The 18354-nt window shown below is 57.4% G+C and carries 14 protein-coding genes; 13 read left to right on the top strand and 1 reads right to left on the bottom strand.

Annotated elements, in window-relative coordinates; translation table 11 throughout:
- Positions 1 to 51: 51 nt before the first annotated feature.
- From nodD1 to AC5ZFO_RS23740, 9 genes are all read left to right on the top strand, one after another.
- The gene (nodD1, locus tag AC5ZFO_RS23780) at positions 52 to 996 is read left to right on the top strand and encodes a transcriptional regulator NodD1 (protein ID WP_282525610.1); all 945 of its coding nucleotides are present in this window, start codon (positions 52 to 54) and stop codon (positions 994 to 996) included.
- Between the two features lie 630 nt (positions 997 to 1626).
- Complete coding sequence (gene nodD2, locus AC5ZFO_RS23775; protein WP_496122684.1) at positions 1627 to 2598, top strand: transcriptional regulator NodD2; 972 nt, start codon at positions 1627 to 1629, stop codon at positions 2596 to 2598.
- A 921-nt stretch (positions 2599 to 3519) separates the two neighbouring features.
- On the top strand, positions 3520 to 4233 hold the full coding sequence (locus AC5ZFO_RS23770) for a MerR family transcriptional regulator (protein ID WP_282525629.1): 714 nt from the start codon (positions 3520 to 3522) through the stop codon (positions 4231 to 4233).
- Positions 4234 to 4569: 336 nt separating this feature from the next.
- Positions 4570 to 5682, top strand: a complete 1113-nt coding sequence (locus AC5ZFO_RS23765; protein ID WP_282525608.1) for a branched-chain amino acid ABC transporter substrate-binding protein — start codon at positions 4570 to 4572, stop codon at positions 5680 to 5682.
- A 476-nt stretch (positions 5683 to 6158) separates the two neighbouring features.
- On the top strand, positions 6159 to 7190 hold the full coding sequence (locus tag AC5ZFO_RS23760) for an LLM class flavin-dependent oxidoreductase (RefSeq protein WP_496122683.1): 1032 nt from the start codon (positions 6159 to 6161) through the stop codon (positions 7188 to 7190).
- A 1740-nt stretch (positions 7191 to 8930) separates the two neighbouring features.
- A complete protein-coding gene (locus AC5ZFO_RS23755; protein ID WP_496122682.1) occupies positions 8931 to 9308 on the top strand; it encodes a NolY in 378 nt (125 codons plus the stop codon).
- 370 nt (positions 9309 to 9678) lie between these two features.
- Positions 9679 to 9915: a hypothetical protein gene (locus tag AC5ZFO_RS23750; RefSeq protein WP_496122681.1), complete on the top strand. Its 237-nt coding sequence runs from the start codon at positions 9679 to 9681 to the stop codon at positions 9913 to 9915.
- An 86-nt stretch (positions 9916 to 10001) separates the two neighbouring features.
- Positions 10002 to 10247, top strand: a complete 246-nt coding sequence (locus AC5ZFO_RS23745) for a hypothetical protein (protein WP_496122680.1) — start codon at positions 10002 to 10004, stop codon at positions 10245 to 10247.
- An 830-nt stretch (positions 10248 to 11077) separates the two neighbouring features.
- Entirely contained in the window at positions 11078 to 11803 is a 726-nt protein-coding gene (locus tag AC5ZFO_RS23740; RefSeq protein WP_496122679.1) for an outer membrane protein, read from the top strand.
- A gap of 354 nt (positions 11804 to 12157) precedes the next feature.
- Here AC5ZFO_RS23740 and AC5ZFO_RS23735 read toward each other — a convergent pair whose 3' ends face one another.
- Positions 12158 to 12883: a helix-turn-helix transcriptional regulator gene (locus tag AC5ZFO_RS23735; protein WP_496122722.1), complete on the bottom strand. Its 726-nt coding sequence runs from the start codon at positions 12881 to 12883 to the stop codon at positions 12158 to 12160.
- A gap of 391 nt (positions 12884 to 13274) precedes the next feature.
- On the opposite strand from AC5ZFO_RS23735, the gene AC5ZFO_RS23730 reads away from it, so the two are divergent.
- The 4 genes from AC5ZFO_RS23730 (at position 13275) to hemN (ending at position 18250) form a co-directional block, all read left to right on the top strand.
- A complete protein-coding gene (locus AC5ZFO_RS23730) occupies positions 13275 to 13505 on the top strand; it encodes a hypothetical protein (RefSeq protein ID WP_496122678.1) in 231 nt (76 codons plus the stop codon).
- A 706-nt stretch (positions 13506 to 14211) separates the two neighbouring features.
- Positions 14212 to 14928 (top strand): sulfite exporter TauE/SafE family protein, encoded by a 717-nt coding sequence (locus AC5ZFO_RS23725; RefSeq protein ID WP_496122677.1) that lies wholly within the window; start codon positions 14212 to 14214, stop codon positions 14926 to 14928.
- A 605-nt stretch (positions 14929 to 15533) separates the two neighbouring features.
- Positions 15534 to 15857, top strand: a complete 324-nt coding sequence (locus AC5ZFO_RS23720; protein WP_496122676.1) for a hypothetical protein — start codon at positions 15534 to 15536, stop codon at positions 15855 to 15857.
- A gap of 1055 nt (positions 15858 to 16912) precedes the next feature.
- Positions 16913 to 18250: an oxygen-independent coproporphyrinogen III oxidase gene (hemN, locus tag AC5ZFO_RS23715; RefSeq protein WP_496122675.1), complete on the top strand. Its 1338-nt coding sequence runs from the start codon at positions 16913 to 16915 to the stop codon at positions 18248 to 18250.
- The last annotated feature ends 104 nt before the right edge of the window (positions 18251 to 18354 follow it).

Raw genomic sequence — 18354 nt, 5'->3', positions numbered from 1 at the left:
AAAATCGATTGTTCCGATGGAACACATCCACACGATGGATAGACTCACAAAATGCGGTTCAAGGGACTTGATCTAAACCTTCTCGTTGCGCTCGATGCTCTGATGGTGGAGCGCAACCTCACAGCGGCGGCGCGCAAAATTCACCTGAGCCAGCCCGCTATGAGCGCTGCGATCGCGCGGCTGCGCACCTATTTCCGCGATGAGCTATTTACCATGAGAGGTCGCGAGCTTGTCCCGACACCTGGCGCGGAGGCGCTTGCAGGTCCGGTCCGCGAGGCCCTGCTGCACATCCAACTCTCGATCATATCGCGAGACGCGTTTGACCCTACTCAGTCGAGCAGACGCTTCAGGTTCATTCTCTCCGATTTCATGACCATCGTCTTTCTTCGCAAAATTGTGGACCGTATCGCACAGGAAGCTCCCGCGGTGCGCTTTGAATTGCTGCCATTTTCCGATGAACCCGATGAGCTGCTCCGCCGGGGCGAGGTGGATTTTCTCATTCTGCCGGAACTGTTCATGTCGAGCGCGCATCCTAAGGCGACGCTGTTCGACGAGACCCTCGTATGCGTGGGATGCCGCGAGAACAAGCAGCTATCGCGGCAGCTGACGTTCGAGAAATACATTTCGATGGGGCACGTTACGGCGAAGTTCGGACGGGCGCTCAGACCAAACCTCGAAGAATGGTTCTTGCTTGAGCACGGCATCAAGAGACGCATTGAGATCGTTGTGCAGGGCTTTAGCCTGATTCCGCCCATATTGTTAGACACAGGCCGTATCGGCACGATGCCCTTACGACTCGCCAAACAATTCGAAAAGCGGATGCCACTGCGGATCGTCGAACCACCGCTCCCCCTGCCCACATTCACCGAGGCTGTGCAATGGCCTGCGTTCCACAATACCGACCCGGCGAGCATTTGGATGCGGCGGATATTGCTGGAGGAAGCATCCAACATGGCATCTGGGCATCAGGAGCCTCCAACTCGCAGGCGCTGCTAGGCTCACCATAAGCCGCCCCCGGCACGTTCCAAATACGACTAGCAATCCTCGAAGTGCTCGGCCGCTTTCGCCACTTCAACGTGAGTGGGCGAAGCTGCCAGAGACGGCGATCGGTTGCAAAGACTTGCCGAGTGGTGCGCATGGTGACCTCGCAGGTGAGGTTTGATGCGCTTGCACTACAAACAGGCGACGCCCGGCACTATCGCGGCAGAACACGCCTCCTCCAGCACACTATTGGTTGGCATGCCCGATAAAATCGCTTGAACCACACACTGCGTCAGGTTGTAGGTTGGCCGCCGTGACTAACGCTGCGGTACTTGGCGGTCGGCTGCGCGCTTTGGCGAACTCACGGCGCTGGCCGGACACGGTGTCCATCTGCCATTAACCAACTGACCGGGTCCTGTTGCGTGGCTCGCCGGAAGCGGCGAGACCGATCAACGGGATTCCTGACGGTTTCCGGCCACTGCTGGTTGGCCTACCGCCTTGCTATCCATGGTTGCGGTCATTTCACGAGCGTCTTTTCGCGATCGCAGGACGGAAACGATGTCAGCAAGCCAATAGGACCCTCCAGACGCAGCGGTCACCGCTCGTTGTATGCGCCGCAATTACGTTCATGCCGGATAAGTAGACATGCGTTTCAAAGGTCTGGATCTAAATCTTCTCGTCGCGCTAGATGCTCTAATGACTGAGCGCAACCTCAGCGCAGCGGCACGCAAGATTAGCCTTAGCCAGCCTGCCATGAGCGCAGCCGTTGCCCGGCTGCGTTCCTACTTCCGTGATGAGCTGTTTGGGATGAGGGGGCGGGAACTTGTCCCGACCTCACGCGCGGAAGGACTCGCAGGTCCTGTGCGCGAGGCTCTAACGCACATTGAGCTCTCAATCATCGCGCGGCACGTGTTCGATCCAGCTCGATCGAACCGGCGATTTAGGATCGGCCTTTCTGATTTTATAACAGTCGTATTCTTTCGAAATGTCGTGGAGCGCGTCGCGCGAGAAGCCCCCGCCGTCAGCTTCGAACTGGTGGCGCTCACCGATGAGCACGATGAGCTTCTCCGCCGCGGCGAAGTCGATTTTGTTATCTTGCCCGAATTATTCATGTCTAGCGCGCACCCCAGGGCGGCCCTATTCGAGGAGAGGCTCGTCTGCGTAGGTTGCCGCACGAACAGCCAACTACTGCGGCGTCTTACATTTGATCGGTACGTATCGATGGGCCACGTGGCGGTTAAGCTCGGAGGTGCGCGCAAGTCGCCGGTCGAGGAATACTTTTTACTCGATTTCGGTCTCAACCGGCGCATCGACATTCTCGTGCAGAGCTTCAGCATGATCCCGCCCCTGCTGGTAGGCACGAACCGCATAGCGACGATGCCATTAGGGCTCGTAAAGCATTTCCAAAGAACGATGCCCCTTCGCATTGCGGAGCTCCCGCAGCCATTCCCCGCCTTCACTGAGGCGGTCCAATGGCCCGTGCTTGACAATAGCGACCCGGAAAGCGTGTGGATGCGAGAGATATTGTTGCAGGAGGCCACCCGCATGGCGACTGGAGAAGAGCCCTCCATCATCTGCGCTTCGGAACGAGCGAATACTGCTGGAGATTTCGCATGATCTGTCTCGCCGTTTTCGTAAGGACGTTCGCGAGATCTGCGATCCTCATATCCCAACGTATACCTCAGCGCAGACAATTTAGGCTCGCCTCGCTCGAATTCATGGTCGCTCTATAAAGATCGTCGCAGCGGACGGCTATCATGACGACGTTGTGCAGGTATTGCGCACGTTGGCAATAGGCTCGACGTGCGAGCGGCGGCTCAGACTGTTGGCCTGGTTTTAGAGACCGGGACGTACGTTGCACCCGGCCGCAGGGCGCACCTGCCTCGACACAGCAGAATCGTCGCTGGGCTGTCCTTGTCAACTCTCCGAATTAGTAGTGGCTCCCGATGAGCGGAAACGCTCCGGCTTCTTCGGAGTCGTACCATCACGCACCGTGAGCGTGGTGGTCACCGATCATGCACATGACGGCGATCTCTTGCGCTGTCGAAGCAAGCATCGCGTACGCGTGTTGCCCTGTCGCATCACCTGGGAGTACATCGCGTCTTCGTCGCGTCGCGCCGCGGGTCTGACTTCTTTTGGCCCTATCGCAGCCAAACGTCTTGACGACGTGCGCTGCCATGACGCAATGACACACAAGGAGCTGAACGTTGGAGCAGTGCAGCGGCGTGTTCGATCCGGAAGAGCTTTCCGTCTTGGGACGCCTTTATGATAGTGCGGTCACCGCGCTACCCCCATCGATGCGAAGTCCGGAAAATCGCACAGCAATCGCCAAACTCATCCTGGAGCGTACAGCGGCTGGCGAGGCTCAACTGGCATGCCTGACGAACTTGTTGATCACCATTTCCCCACCGGGTTGATCCCCCGCCATTCTGAGGATAGTCACCACTCTCGCGCTGGAATGGAAGACGATCCAGCTAGAGCTTTGAAATAGCTTGAATCACACGTGACGTCAGGTTGTAGGCTTTGAAATTGAACAACATGAGCAAAGCTACACCACGAAGGCGTCGATGGCGCATTGGCGAACTCGCAGAGGCGACCGGAGTAACGGTACGCACGCTGCATCATTATGAACACACCGGGCTACTAGCAGCTTCAGAGCGTACTGACGGCGGCCACCGGATGTACGAGCGCGAAAGCGTGCAACGGGTTCACCAGATCCGGGCGCTACGTGAGCTTGGCTTCTCCCTTGTCGAGATCCGTAAAGCTATGGAGGGCACGACCTCACTTACCGATCTTCTGCGCAAACATTTAGAGCGGATAGAACTTCAAGTCGCTCGAACAACGCTGCTGCGAGATCGCTTGCGCAACATGACCATCGACAGTGCTAGCCAGGTAAGTGTGGATGAGCTGCCTGCCGCCCTCAATGCCATGTCGCGGGTCGAGACGCATAATCAGACGTCCCGATGCACCTGCAAGTTAGCTGCAGATCGCGAGGAGCGGTGGCGGCGGATCCGCAACGACCTGCGTGATTGTATGGATCGGGGCGAGCATCCTTGCGGCGAGCGGGCAAGGGCTGTCGCAGTTGCAGCACGCTTGCTGATCAGCGAAATCGCCGGCGCCGATTCACGCGTTTCGATGATCCTGAAGGTACTTGCACGATTAAGCGCCCCCCGTAGTCTGGCTGGTTGGGATCCCTGCCTCATGCAATATCTCGATCTCGCCCTTGGCGGGTTGGAGGATCAGCCGTACTGACGTCCTCATGGCCCGCTCCGCACGGCATTGCAGATCGGCCCTGGCAACCTGAAAACGCGCTGACGCTTGGTTGATCGGCGGCTCTGATGCGGGCCGACAGTTTTATTGACTCAACCGGACAGTCGACATGACCTCGCCGATCGGCGCTCCCTGACGCACTGATCGAGGCTCCCTTCAAGGGGGCTTGAACCGCACGTAACGTCAAATTGTAGGCTCTAGCGTGGTCGCAATCTGGCCGACCTAACGCAAGCTTCACTTGGCGGACAGCCTCGACGTGCAGGCACGTCTGATACAACTGCTAAAGGCTCACTTCAGGTGAGCATTGGGAGCTCTACAATGTTAAATGGGCGCTACGCTTCTGCCGCCAGGGCAGCGCTTCTCTTCTGCGCCCTCGTCTCGGTTGCACGCGGCTCCGAGGTCGATATTGCCGTCGTTGGCCCAATGAGCGGAAGCAGCGCTGCGTTCGGCGCGCAAATGCGCGATGGTGCGGCTGCGGCGGTCAAGGCGTTGAACGCTTCTGGCCTGCTTCTCGATACCAAGGTGATATTGAGTGTCGCCGATGACGCTTGCGACCCGAAGCAAGCTGTCGCAGTCGCGAACAAGCTCACAACAGAGCGGGTCCGGTTGGTCGTTGGCCATTTTTGTTCTTCTTCGTCGATCCCGGCCTCCGAGATTTACGCCGAAGCAGGCATCATTCAGGTGTCACCAGGCTCGTCAAATCCTCAGCTAACAGAACGCGGCCTTGAGAGTGTCTTTCGGATCTGCGGCCGCGACGACCAACAGGGCATCGTTGCCGCAGAGTACATTCACCGGAACTACCCTAACGACAAGATTGCAGTGCTCGACGACAAGAGCACCGCAGGCAAGGGTATCTCCGACGTGGTTGAAGCACAGCTTCAGAGTTTCGGTGAACAAGTCATTCGGCAAAGCTATGTAGCCGGTGAAAAGGATCACAGGGCGCTGGTCTCAAGAATGAAGAAGGATCGGGTGCGCGTCGTCTATATCGGCGGCTATCATACCGAAATCGGATTGTTTGTACGTCAGGCGTCAGAAGCAAGAGCGGGACTCATCGTCATGGCGAACGATCCGCTGATGACCTCCGAATTCTGGGCCATTACAGGCAGTGCTGGAAATGGCACGTTGTTTACCTTCATGCCGGACCCCGCCAGGAATGCCAATGCGGCCGGCGTGGTGGCCGAACTCAAGGCTTCCAACCTGTCCCCTGAAGGCTACACGCTTTACGCCTATGCAGCCGTGCAAGCATGGGCTGAGGCGGTGAACCGGACCGGCTCTTTCCATGCTGCGCGCGTCGCCAGCGCACTTCGTTCAGGGCCGATCCATACCGTGATTGGCCCAGTCCGGTTCGATGCAAAGGGAGACAATGCGGCTCCTGGTTTTCTGGTTTACCGCTGGCGAGACGGCCGTGTTGAAACTGTCGAGCAGAACTGATTGGCATCAACGCCGTCTCCCCAAACCCAAAGTGACACGGATGATGAGACACACTCAGGTCGTTGGAGCAACGATACTCGCAAGCTCTCTTATACTTGCAGCTTTCGGAGCGTTTTTTGCGTTCGTTGCAGCGCTCGCAGAGCTACCCGATGTCGACCTGAAGGAGACGCTACGTCCGATGATAGACAAATAGTAGCCGTGCTGAGCTGATCTGGTGCGCAGGCACAGGGCCTCTAGCGGCTAACAATGCTTCTGGTCGAGCACATCCTCGGTGTGGAGGCGCTTCGCAAACGTTATCAAGGTAACGGCCGGACCCCATTTCCGGATTCTCGTGACCCACTCATATGGTGCAAGCCCAGATCCAGGCTCCCAAGAGAAACGGCCTAAGCGGTCAAATGACGAACGAGACCACTTTGAGCGCGACGGCATGAAGCAACCAGGACTCGCCATCTGACCCATAATCGGAGATTGATCGAGTGAAGAGTGGCCTTCCTTCAAGACTAAGGTGCGGCATTTTCGACCATTTGGATGACGACGGCCGAGATGCCGCACGACAATATGAAGATCGTCTCAAGCTGACGGAGGTCTGCGACTCCCTCGGCTTCTACGCTTATCACCTGGCCGAACACCACTGCACACCTCATGGCAGAGGGCCCTCGCCAAACCTGTTTCTATCAAGCGTCGCGCAGCGCACCCGGCGATTACGCTTCGGTCCGCTCGTCCTGTTGCTCAACCTTTATCATCCATTGCGCGCATTCGAGGAGATCTGCATGCTTGACCAATTGAGCGGCGGCAGACTCGAGGTCGGGATAGGCCGCGGCTCACAGCCGATTGAATGGGGTTATTTCGGCATCAGCGCCGACGCCGCACCAAGCCGTTATACAGAAGCCAGTGAAATCCTGAATATTGCGCTGAAGGGACATACGCTATCTTATCAGGGACACCACTTCGAGTTGAGCGAAATACCCTTAACCTTGAGGCCTCATCAACGTCCATATCCGCCTACCTGGATCGCGAGCAATCGGGCTGAGTCGGCGCAGTGGGCCGCTGCAAATGGCGCCAATCTGGCGTGCATAGGCCCCGCATGTGTTGTCCGGAACGTTACGGACGCTTACCGCTCCCATCAAGCCCACAATACAGCCGCACACGGCCGCGACCCATTCCTCGGGCTGGCCCGCATGGTCGTGATTGCGAAGTCTGATCAGGACGCTCATGCGGCGGCCGAAACCGCGTATCGGCGATGGCTGGAGAGCTTTAAGTTCCTTTACGAGCTCAACGCCATTCCGACACCGCCCGCCCTTCCGCTGACCTTCGATGCAGCACTCGAGAGCGAATTGTGCGTCGTTGGAACGCCGGCCTCCGTCCGACAGCTCCTTCTTCAGCAGATGGAAGTGGCAGGTGCCAACTACTTGCTTTGCCAGCTTGCATTCGGAAACCTTCCGCTGGAGATTTCGCTGTACACCGCAACCGCAATCAAAGCTGAAATTCTCGATAGCTTTGGCGGATAATGTCTGGAGTTGGGGGATCGTATGCTTGGCAAGTAGACCGACGCACTGAGGTTATCCGAAGCTGGTTGCGATTTTGGTCGTCGTTTGCCCTGGGCGGAAAGGCGATCGTCAGCCTCAATGGCAGTGATCAAGCCGTTGACTTTCCTGACTGCGCTTCTTCTTACTCGGGCCCATGAACTCTGCTTTCGAACGAAATTCTTCGTTGTGAGCGCCCTGCGACCGTTCTTTCTTCTCAATCATGGCCGGTCATCAACGAATCGGCAGGCTCGCCTAAAAGGCCCATAAGCTCACTGCATCAAGACGGCAGGAAAACAACTAACTGACCCGCTTTCGATGTAATAGATGAGATTACCCGCGTGCGCGATCCACGAACTGGATGCATCCCATCAACACTTTCGATTTTACCAATTTCAGCCAAATACCCCATAAGTCGGTCGCCGGTTTCCGGAAAGCACATTTCACGAATGTCGTGTGAGCAATGGACCCTTTTTGCTTTCAGCATAGTCGCAGGCCGATTCGAGGTTCTCGTGGCTGCATCGCCAACGAGCCCCATCAATCTTTGGAATCGACGCACGTGCGGCGCAAATGCGGTTGGATGGCTAATCGCAACGTCTGGCACGTAATCTATCGCGCTGGCGCCTCCCCCTTTTCAATCATACTAAGGCCCTACACGAAGATCGACTCTCACGCACACCGCTTGGCCAAGGTAAATGCGTGCGCTGCATAGAATTGGGGCAGGCGAATTGCCCTCTATACCGGTGCTGCGGGCTGGACTTTTTGCCCTGACCAGGCGGGCACCGCCGACAATCCGACGCCGTCGCGGCCTTCAAACAAAGCAGTGCGGTCAGCTATCTGACCACGCTAAGTGCATGCCGCATATCCTCGCGATCTTACTGCCCACCCCTGTACGTGGTGTGATCGTGGATTCTCACTCTGCTCGGGTCCTCAGTCTTCGTCGGCGGGCAGCTTCCACAGCCATTTCCGACAGACTGACGCCACCCTATCTCATTCTATGCGCCGGCGCTCTTCGACCATATCCCGGCGCGGTTATCCCTTGTCAGCAATCCTTACATCACCACCCCAACGAGGGGTGGAGGTGCGCGATCTGCCGGTCTTGTCTCTTAGCGCGCCCACCCTCCAAGAGCCCATCTGCACCCTCACCGAGACAGGCATCGCCTGTCAACGAATGCAGGGAGAAACCGCAGACGTATGTAGCGGATGTTGTTTCTGGGTTGCCTGGCATGGGCTGGGACATAATTTTCTGGCATGATGAGGAGACCGGTCTGGACCAGTTGACGGCGCGCCTTCAGCAACAGCTTCGTCCAGCCCCAAGCGCCCTTTATGGCACTCTGCCCGGCTGGGTTTCCGGTTACGTCTGGATCGCTATGTCAGGCGGCAAGCAATCCCGCAGCCGTTCGGGCCGCACTTCTGGACCTGCCGTCATCAGCGGTGTCCCCGCTGGTTGGAGTCACTGCCACTGTCCGACGCGCTGGACCGGCTCGACGGTCGAATCAAATGACGGGCCATCTACAACGCAGTTCGCGGCGTTCTATAGGCGAACCCGCGGTCGTTTCGCGGCACCATGCCTGCCACCTCTCCCTTCGGCGACCGTGCGTGCGCACCTTGCCTCGTGCAGCAGACATTCGTTTCATCGCCGCGTCTGCCGTCTTGCGAACGGGAAAGCACGACACAACCGTTACTCAGTCCGCCCCCTGCATTTAACTACTTTGGAGCAACACTGTGGAAATTGATCCTTCCAATTCACGCCCAGAGGACATCGCGGATCGCATCTACCTGCAACTCGACATCCTGGCCGCCCTCATACGCGAAGACGGCAACGAGCTCGAAGCGATCCGACTGCTAAACGCCCTGACAAACCAAATGATTACGGCGGAACTGGAGCTCGGCCAGCTCGGCGATACGAGAGCCGGGGGCCGCGCCGGCGACCGGCAAACGACGCGACTGTCGCGAGACTGTGGCGTTTACTACCCGGAAGACCTTCAGGTTTTGGGACGCCTTCTCGATCAGGCCGTGGCGGCATTACCGGCAGTGCTCCGCACTCCCGCCAACCAAATGAAGATCGCGAAACTAATTCTGTCACGTGCAGCAGCGGACTGAGATTTCATTTAGCTTTTTCTGCGGTTGATGGCGCCCCTTATTGAACGTCTATCGCTGGGCTGAGTGCTACGGCCGTACGGACCAAGGATCGACGACCTGGCGTTTATGGGCTCACCGTCCCGTAAGCGCGCCGGTTCCGCTGGCTTCCATCACAACTGTTCGCCACTATGCTCGAAAGCTGCAGCCCGCACCCAGAGCACGAGACCGCGCAGGGTCGAGCAAAGGTCGAGTGCCCGCGGACACATGTCAGAAAGCAAACAAGCAGCGTCCGGAAAACGCCACGCTCTTCCAGAAACGCTTCTTAGCTTGAGACCGCGAAAGGAGCGGAACGATCCATTTTAATCGATGTTCGGCTTTAGTCGTGATTGGCATGGCGCCGATCTTACGATTGCAGGAAGAAGAGCTCCAATTATTGACCGATACCGAGCAACAAGAGCACTTTGGCAACGAAGCCGCGCGAACAACGCGAGCTGGTTTCAACCGCCTCAGAATTATTCGAATTGCGCCTGGCAATACGACATTCGGGGTCATCGGAATTTCAACAAACATCTATAAGTTCATTGAAGCACCGAGAGCAGCTCGAGGTCCGAGCGTGCTGCGGCTCTGATGTCTTACTTGCTGGGACAAGCCACAGACTCTCGGTTTGCTTTTGCCAAGGTACTTCCTTGTATCATGACGTCGTGGAGTGTTGAGATGGATCAGTTGTTATCCGAGCAAGTGCAGATGCCAGATGCTATCGTGAGCGTCGCATTTGATAAGGCCTGGCGCTTTGTTGAGAAGGATCCGTTGCTGGCGCATAATCTCAAGACGGTCCTCCACAGCCGGTTGCGCACTTTCCTTGAGTCTTCGATGAGGAAGGGCGAACGGAATACTTTTAATCTGGCAAACGAGGCGATACGCAGCTTGCGGGCTGAACTGGCGCCGTCGACCGAGCAATAAGGCGCTTGCACCTCTACTGCCACATGAGCTTGGCTTGTTAAGGCTCTTGGGGACTTTATGCGGTGGGAAAACAACCGGGGCAGGGCGTGGTGGAGCTGACCTTCCTCCACTCATGTTCAGCCCCGCGGAAGACGAGCACGTTCGCGACGACTGTCACTTATGCAGCTCTTCTGGTGACCCCAGACCAGTAACCTGGAACTCAGAGCAAGTCGGCGACCAGACGCGACAGCCGAGAAATATTCGCTGCCGCCAGGCACGAGCTTGCGCAAGTTCAAGCAAGAGCCTCGTCAAGCACAGCCGCATCGGCTCCTTGACATCCGTCGATCGACGTCGAGGTTGAGGAACATCGTGCTACACTTGCGATAGGTCCTAAGCCAAAGCGATCCAGGCCTTTGATCATCGCCGCATCGCTCACGATTGCAAGCAGCACGACCGTCCTGCCGGAGGAATGAGCTTGGAGCGCACGAGACGCGTCCTCGATCAGCGGTCTTCATTTGCCGAACTCTCTGAATAGCGAGCGTGCACGTGACGTGTTGGCGCCGCCTGGCTTTGTCACTAGTCAGCGACAGCGGGAGCCAAACAGCTCGCAGCCTTGCGTCCCGTCACAGGCCATCACGAACGGATCGTATTCAAAGAAGCATCTGCGCGAAGCGACCAGTGGCAGGCCCCAGCATTTCGGTCGAGGCAGTGCCAAGTTGCGCGCTCACAATCTGACGCGGCGTGCGATTCGACCCATTTCTTTCGAAGACATGTTGTGCAGCAGTTACAGCAATTCGCGATCATATTGTTAAACGCACGGCACCGGGGGGCATCGAAAGGAACGAACTCGAATGAAGACTTTTCTGATTCTGACCGCAAGCATCGGCGCACTCGCTGCGGCCGCTCCGGCATTCGGCACGGACTTGGCCGGGCAGCCCGTCAACGTCAAGGCGCCACCGCTGCCGGTCGCAGCCCCGATTATCGACTGGTCCGGCTACTATATCGGAGTCAATGGCGGTTGGGGAACGAGCCACAATTGCTGGGATTTCAATGGCGTCACTTCCGAGGGCTGCCATAATTCGACTGGCGGGACCATTGGCGGCCAGATTGGCTATCGTTGGCAGATCTTCAACATGGTCTACGGCATCGAAGGTCAGGGCAACTGGGCCGACCTCAGCGGCTCCAATGTCAGCACCGCCTTTCCGGCAACCACCGTTGGCACCACGACAGACGCATTCGGTCTACTCACGGGACATATCGGCTACGCGTTCAATGCCGTCCTACTTTACGGAAAGGGTGGTGCTGCGGTGACCAGCAACACCTATCACCTCAATTCGGTCGCTTCTCGCACCGAACTTGCCAACAGCAATGATGTGCGTTGGGGTGGCGTGCTCGGGGCCGGTGCCGAAGTCAGCCTCACGCCGAACTGGTCAGCTGGCGTCGAGTATAACCACTTGTTCATGCAGCGCAGCAACATAAGCTTTCCAGGGTTTCTCGGCACGGACCGCGCCCACCAGGACATCGATCTCATCACGGCACGGCTCAATTACAAGTTTGGCTCGCCCTTTGCCAAATAGAGACCTCCACGCGGTTGCGTGAATCGGAACCCCGACCCCCGGTCGGGGTTCTTCCCTCAGCTCTCCTCTCCCTTCCGGCCCAATCCAATTCCGAAGCACCAGATGCGAGCTCGTCTGTAGCACTGGATCCAGAGGCTGGCTGGAGTGTGGCCGAGATGCCGCCAACACACTGGGGGAACAGGTCAGTCGATTCGACAATTCATCGATCTCATGAAGTCCCACAACCTCACGCAGCGTGAGATAGCGGGCTTGCTCCAAGGAGCGTCGTATCTGCCAGCTCGCCGAAGGCGCCACGCTCAACATGCCAGAAGCTGGAAGCCCACGATTTGACTGTTAGTGCCCCGTTCTCAAAATTCAAAGAACATTGAGGCGAATAGCCATAGCGACCGCTTGAATTCGGCTGGTCGCACCTAACTTGCGCGTCGCATTCTTGACATGAAAGTTGACTGTATTGTCGCTGATTCCCAGGATCTTCCCAATTTCCCATGACGATTTCCCCTCTGCCACCCACCGCATGCAACTGATCTCTCGCTTCGATAATGCCACTTTTCTTTCGCAACCATTATCGCAGGGACGAGCGATGTCGCCATAGGCGGTGTGAAACTGCCAGGCCAGCGCGTTGAGATGACCGATGCGGTCCTGAGGATCAGCATCGTCGAACGCAGATGCAAACGACACCACAGATATCCGACCCAACGGGCCAAACAACGGCACGCTCATGCCATGTTTCAGCCCCGCCTCTCTCGCCTCATCCAGTACGCGTCTTTCGTCCGGTTGAAGCTGATAGTGGTCGGCGAGTTGATCCCACAAAAATGGCCGGGAAAGCATCGGCGTCCGCCGGACCACCGGATCGATAGTATGGTACTTGCGCTTGAAGTATCGGTCGCACCAGTCTGGCGGCCACTTCACAGCCACAGTCGGGGGTGGGTACTCCGCCAGCCGAAGTGGCTCAACGAAGTTGAGAGCGCCGTATGCGACTTCACTGAAGCCTTCCTTGGTGGCACAGCCTACAAGAAGCTCGAATAGCGCTCTGAGTGAATGCGTCTGGTTCGCGCATTCGGTAAAGCTAAAGAGGTCCATGATGGGCGCTTCAGTACGACGATCGAGCTCCCCGTCATCGTGTTCGATTGCGCTTGTTTCAGGCGGAGCCAAATTCCAGTCCATGAGCTGAACTCGAGGGTTAGTTATTCGTGCAGTCTGAGCGCTCGCGCTGTGGCGCCATTCACCGAATTCGCTGCCCAGCCGCCGAATGCGCCGGTATGAACGCATCAAACACCCGAGATAGCGCCATCATCCCTACCTCCGAGGCTGAACGGAAGTGATCGGTCCAGTTCGCCGATAGCGCACTGGCCAAATCGGAGATCATCGGCCGTCATCCATACCCAACGGTGTCCCGTTTGATGATGCCGGCACCGATAGAAGCTCCGCGGGTCCTGGACTGCACTTCCAAACAGCTCCAGCGGCTAGAGGCTTGGCTCTGTTGAGCTTGCATGGCGAGAAAACGCAGCCGAACGACGCTTTGGTTTTTCTCGAGGCGGAGCACGACGAGATCCTGGGCTCTGATCTGCGCGATACAGCTAAGCTCGAGCGGTTTGGCGGCGCGGGACTCGAGGAGCGTCCTGTCAGCATCCATTCTCTGCTTAGAGACGAAGACAACAGGAGAGTCATGTCTTTTCGCAATCTTGCGAATTGCCATCGCTAACCGTTCGCCGATTCTCCGCCGTACGACGGCGCCGGGGACGCGATCGATGAGCAACACGGAACAGTCGAGGCAGAAGCCATACTCCTCGCCTCATTGTGCGGCGTCTGATCGATTCCGTCCGGCAGGCTTGGCGCAAACGTACCGAACGTGCAGAAAGGGGCCACGTTAAAGGCGCAACGAGAGATACTCGTAACCGCGAGATCTGCTTGATGCGGAGGACACTTTGCATGCGCTTCTCCAGCAGGGAGAGGACCGGCGCCAGACTAGCAAGCCTCATACCAACTGTTGATTTCACCAAAATCAAACGTCGCAGAAAGGGCTTCGAACGCTCACGGTTGGTTGCGACGTAGTAGCGTCGAAGCATTTATGACATCCGGAGGAAAGGCGACAGCACCATTGCGAGGCGCGGCACGAGGTGAGCTACAGCAAGAAATGCAGCTCACCTCGGCGGCCCCCTCGAGTGCCGCCCCCTTAGGACCCAAACGCAGCCTTATTCCAGCCCAGTCAAGTACCAAGTTCGGCAATTGATGGGACGGTCCAAACATGGCACTCGTTAAGGAACTTGACTGACTGCACTTCGAGCCAGCGATTCCGGCGAAGCGCTTAGATCCGCCCCAAGCAGAAATACAGTTAGACCGCACCTGAGGCACGAATCATGATGGGCTCGGTGGAAAGCGGCGAAGATCGTCACCAAGATCGGTGAAGCATGGCTACTCTGCTTTTCGCGATCATCTCACTGCTCTATGCGAGCGTTGGCCAGGCTGGTGGCACTGCATTCGTCTCGCTAATGGCATTTTTGGGTGTGTCATCGACAGAGATGCGCCCGACGGCGCTCGGTCTCAACATTGTCGTCGCGACTTATTCTACGTGGCTCTTCAACCGCAACAAGGTCGTTGACTGGGCAATCCTGCGCCCGCTTCTCTTTTCGTCGATGCCAGCGTCGCTTGCCGGTGGCTTGATTGTACTCCAAGACCACATGTACAAGACGCTGACCGGGCTTGTTCTTCTTCTGGCGAGCGCAGTGATGATCACGCAGCGGGGACGAGCTGCCGATCGCATTTGCGAAACTCCGCTCACGCTAAGCGTGAGCATTGGCGCGGCCCTTGGCCTGGTTTCCGGCCTGACCGGCGTGGGCGGCGGAGTGTTCCTCGCGCCGACGCTCATCACACTGAATTTGGCATCACCGAAGCAGACCGTCGCGCTATCACCGCCTTTTATTCTGGCCAATTCCACAGTCGGCTTCGTCGGAGCTCTTTTCAGCGGCCAATTTCCCTCTCCGGATTTGGCTCTTTACGCTATCTCCGCGCTGGCGGGTGCGGTCGCTGGAACGGTAGTCAGCCTGAACTGGCTGAACCCGGCAGGCATCAGATTTATCTTCGTGGCGGTTCTGCTCGTTGCCGGCATCCAATTGGTTCTCGCTTGAAAGTCTCAACTCCCATCTTTCGTGGGATTGGCAGGAGATCCAGCACGGTCAAATCGGGGGGCAACATGATGGAGGCCGCAGCTTAAGTCTGGTCCGCGCGCCTAGCCTAACTCTGAAAGCCGCCAGCGCGGACTACGAAAAGCTGTAGGGTGGAGCGACAATGGGGCGGGTCACCTCGTGCATCCCAGCTGATCGTCATGAGCCGAGCGGTCCGCACCTAGTCGCATCCCGTTCGCGCTTCCCATTTGACAGGAGGGTCAATGTTGGCGGGGCGCGCGAGCGGGATGAGGCGTACCTTCATCTCGTCTATAGCTTGCGCGGCCCTCTATCTGGCGCGCAGTAACTGCAGGAAGAAGAGCATCTGATGGGAGGCGATCGGGCAAGCTCTCGCTATCCTGCGGATCGCGACAGAGGGGCGCATTCGACTTCCTCAAGAGCGGTAGGGGCCCGGAAGATCTACTTCAATGTAGAACTGCAACGCCGCGCAATCTCGTTTCCCGCGCGTGTGTCGGTTACATTCTCATGGAGAATGTCAGGGAAGATGATGTGCTCAGCGCCAGAAAGTCGCAGTCAATTCGAGATGGCATGGATGCGAAGGCGCGGCAATGAGAGCCCTCGGCCACGAAGCCATCAAAATGTCGCGCGTGCTGCCTTTGAAATCAGGACGCACCAAAATAGTCATCCTTTTACCGGTCCCCGATGAGCTCGATGCCGTCGGCGTTGTACAACAGAGGTTGGGTGGGGTGCCCACTTTTCGACCGATCAAGCCGTTTGGCAGCAATCTCCTTGACGCCTGGTTAGGCTCAGCTCTCATTCGCACGAGAACGAGCTCCACGTTCAGTTCGATTAGCCTACCGAACCACAAACTTCCTCAATCCATCGTGGATGGACTGGAATGCCAGGATGCGAAGGCGATTTTCAAGCAATGAACAGGCGCAAGTTTTCCCAGCCGGCTCCTGCATGGACGGCTCCGGCTCGCAGCATCGAGAACATAGTGACGGGATGGTCGAGGCCTAACCAGGCGGTCTATGTGAAGCTGAAAGCTGCAGGTGCATCGCATCGATGCGACGCCAATGAAGGCTAACGGAATAGATATGCGCGATCTGGCAGGATCGATAGCTGCAAAGGCGATGTTAAAAAGAAACCAACCGAGTTGGTGAAGCGGAATAGAAACTATTGCAGATAGCGTCTCGTCCGATGCATCTGGCCGGGATTCGCTTTGCCACCACACGACGTCCAAAGTCGTTGTGAGTTGCTGAGCTGCATTAGACAGCGACGAGACGCCGCTGAACCAAGGCGCCCCGACGCACTTGGCCGGGGGGGCTGAAAGTGCGCTGGGGTCGCCCCAACATCATCAGTACATCCGTGATGATGCTTGTGGCAATGAGACAACCAGCGTGGCGGAATTGAGGCTTATGCGTTCGATACTAGGGATCAAAACTTGTTCGTCGGTTGCGCCAAAGGACTTTAACCGCACGTCGCGTCAGGTTGTGCTATTGCCCTCCTCGCGCTCTCATCTAGCAACCAACTTATCTTCCGTGGCACGCCGGCCTTGAACGGGAGGCATCCGTTGAACTCTGTGAGCAACCAAATCGGCTCTTGCTTGAAAACCAGGTTTGAAGATCCAGCGGCAAGCTCAGCTGCTCCTGGTGAGACCTACAAGTCCATGTTTTCGTCGTAAAAATGACTGGCCGTCAGCCAATGCGAAACGACGTGCCCTCGGATGAGCGATTGATCGTTCGCGCCGGCTCGTCGGGCACGACTAGCCGCTTCAACCGGCTCGCACGAGAAACTTCATATCCTAAACGTCCAGATAATCGCCGACGAGCGGGTCTCATCCCTGCCCTGCCCCTAAGCCGCTTTGGCAGTAACATCGAAAACGGGACCAGATCTCAGAAGCCATTAGGCGGGTTTGACATAACGCAAAGACATTAGAGAGGGCATCCGTCAGCTTCATGCTGTTTGAGCATGGGAAAGTTAGGCCTTGCAGACCTCCCTTCTAAACAAATATTGCGATGCTCGCCTGCCTTGGTACACCATCTATCCAACCGTACCGGATTTCTCCGCGATGGTTGGTGCCAAGACTTGTGAGACATGGCTGAGGCGACTGCCGCCCGAGGAACCTGTATCGCTCTACATCCATGTTCCGTTCTGTCGCTCTATATGTTGGTATTGCGGCTTCCCTACAAGCCTCACTCGCGGCGAGCGACCGGTCCGCAATTACTTGGCAGCAGTGCGGGACGAGATAGGCTTGGTCGCAGAGCAAGTGCCGCGTGCTCTGCCGGTGAGCGACGTGCATTTCGGCGGCGGGACGCCGACCACCATTTCATCGAGCGATTTTCTCGCCTTAATGGAACTCCTGCGCCACTGCTTTGCATTCAGAAAATCAGCTTCCATCGCGATAGAAATCGATCCGCGTGGGGTCACGGCCGAGATGGTTGAAATGTTACAAGCGGCCGGGATCAGCCGCGCGAGCATCGGCGTGCAAAGCTTCGATCCGGTGGTTCAAAGGTCGGTCAACCGCGTGCAGAGCGAGGTGCTAACAGCTTCTGTCGTCGAAAGTCTACGCCGGCATGGCATAAGCCGCATCAATTTCGACCTTCTCTTCGGACTGCCACATCAGACGGTGCGGTCCTGCGTGGACTCCGCGCGGACGGCTCTGGCCATGCGGCCAGACCGGCTTGCGGTTTTCGGTTATGCTCACGTCCCCTTCTATATGAAACGTCAGCGCCAGATCGATGAGACGGCGCTGCCGGATAATGTCGCCCGCGCCGAGCAAGCCGCGGCTATTGCAGATACGCTGGTCTCGGCCGGCTACCGCCAGATCGGGCTCGACCATTTCGCCCTGCCCAATGACGAGCTCGCGCTGGCACAGAAAGTTGGTCGGCTGCGCCGCAACTCCCTGGGTTATTCGGCTGATACATGCAGCACCGTGATCGGCTTAGGTCCGTCAGCCATCAGCCGTTTGCGTGACGGTTACGTCCAGAATGAGATCGCAACCGCTTCCTATCACCAACACATTCAGGCTGGCCGTCTGGCAACCTCAAAAGGCCACTGTCTCGCCGCCGAAGATCGCCTCCGCGCCGCAATCATCGAGCGTCTGATGTGCGATTTGCAGGCCGACGTACCAGCGATCTGTGCTGCTCACGGATTTGATCCGATTCCTCTTCTCGATTCGGCCGACCGCCTGGGAATGCTTGCAGAAGATGGGATAGTGGAGATTGAAGAGGGATTCATTCGAGTCAAGCAGGAGCACCGGTTTGTCATTCGCGCTGTTGCTGCCGCGTTCGACGCTTATCTCGACCGCATCCCTATTAACTAAGCCACGCATGTGAGCAGATCCCAAACCTCTCAGCTCTTCGCGAGGGAGCGATCCGAAGAAGCGCCTCGGGCCGACAGCCAGATTTCGAAGATGCAGCGGCGGTG

It is taken from the genome of Bradyrhizobium sp. Unk1 (assembly GCF_059512345.1).
The sequence above is the reverse complement of the archived record's forward strand: the minus strand, read 5'-3'. Positions and strand labels throughout refer to the sequence as shown.

Excerpts from the sequence above, each read along its gene's own strand:
- nodD1 (WP_282525610.1), top strand. The coding sequence starts at position 52 with ATGCGGTTCAAGGGACTTGATCTAAACCTTCTCGTTGCGCTCGATGCT.
- nodD2 (WP_496122684.1), top strand. The coding sequence starts at position 1,627 with ATGCGTTTCAAAGGTCTGGATCTAAATCTTCTCGTCGCGCTAGATGCT.
- AC5ZFO_RS23770 (WP_282525629.1), top strand. The coding sequence starts at position 3,520 with ATGAGCAAAGCTACACCACGAAGGCGTCGATGGCGCATTGGCGAACTC.
- AC5ZFO_RS23765 (WP_282525608.1), top strand. The coding sequence starts at position 4,570 with ATGTTAAATGGGCGCTACGCTTCTGCCGCCAGGGCAGCGCTTCTCTTC.
- AC5ZFO_RS23750 (WP_496122681.1), top strand. The coding sequence starts at position 9,679 with ATGGCGCCGATCTTACGATTGCAGGAAGAAGAGCTCCAATTATTGACC.
- AC5ZFO_RS23745 (WP_496122680.1), top strand. The coding sequence starts at position 10,002 with ATGGATCAGTTGTTATCCGAGCAAGTGCAGATGCCAGATGCTATCGTG.
- AC5ZFO_RS23740 (WP_496122679.1), top strand. The coding sequence starts at position 11,078 with ATGAAGACTTTTCTGATTCTGACCGCAAGCATCGGCGCACTCGCTGCG.
- AC5ZFO_RS23735 (WP_496122722.1), bottom strand. The coding sequence starts at position 12,883 with ATGGACCTCTTTAGCTTTACCGAATGCGCGAACCAGACGCATTCACTC.
- AC5ZFO_RS23725 (WP_496122677.1), top strand. The coding sequence starts at position 14,212 with ATGGCTACTCTGCTTTTCGCGATCATCTCACTGCTCTATGCGAGCGTT.
- AC5ZFO_RS23720 (WP_496122676.1), top strand. The coding sequence starts at position 15,534 with ATGAGAGCCCTCGGCCACGAAGCCATCAAAATGTCGCGCGTGCTGCCT.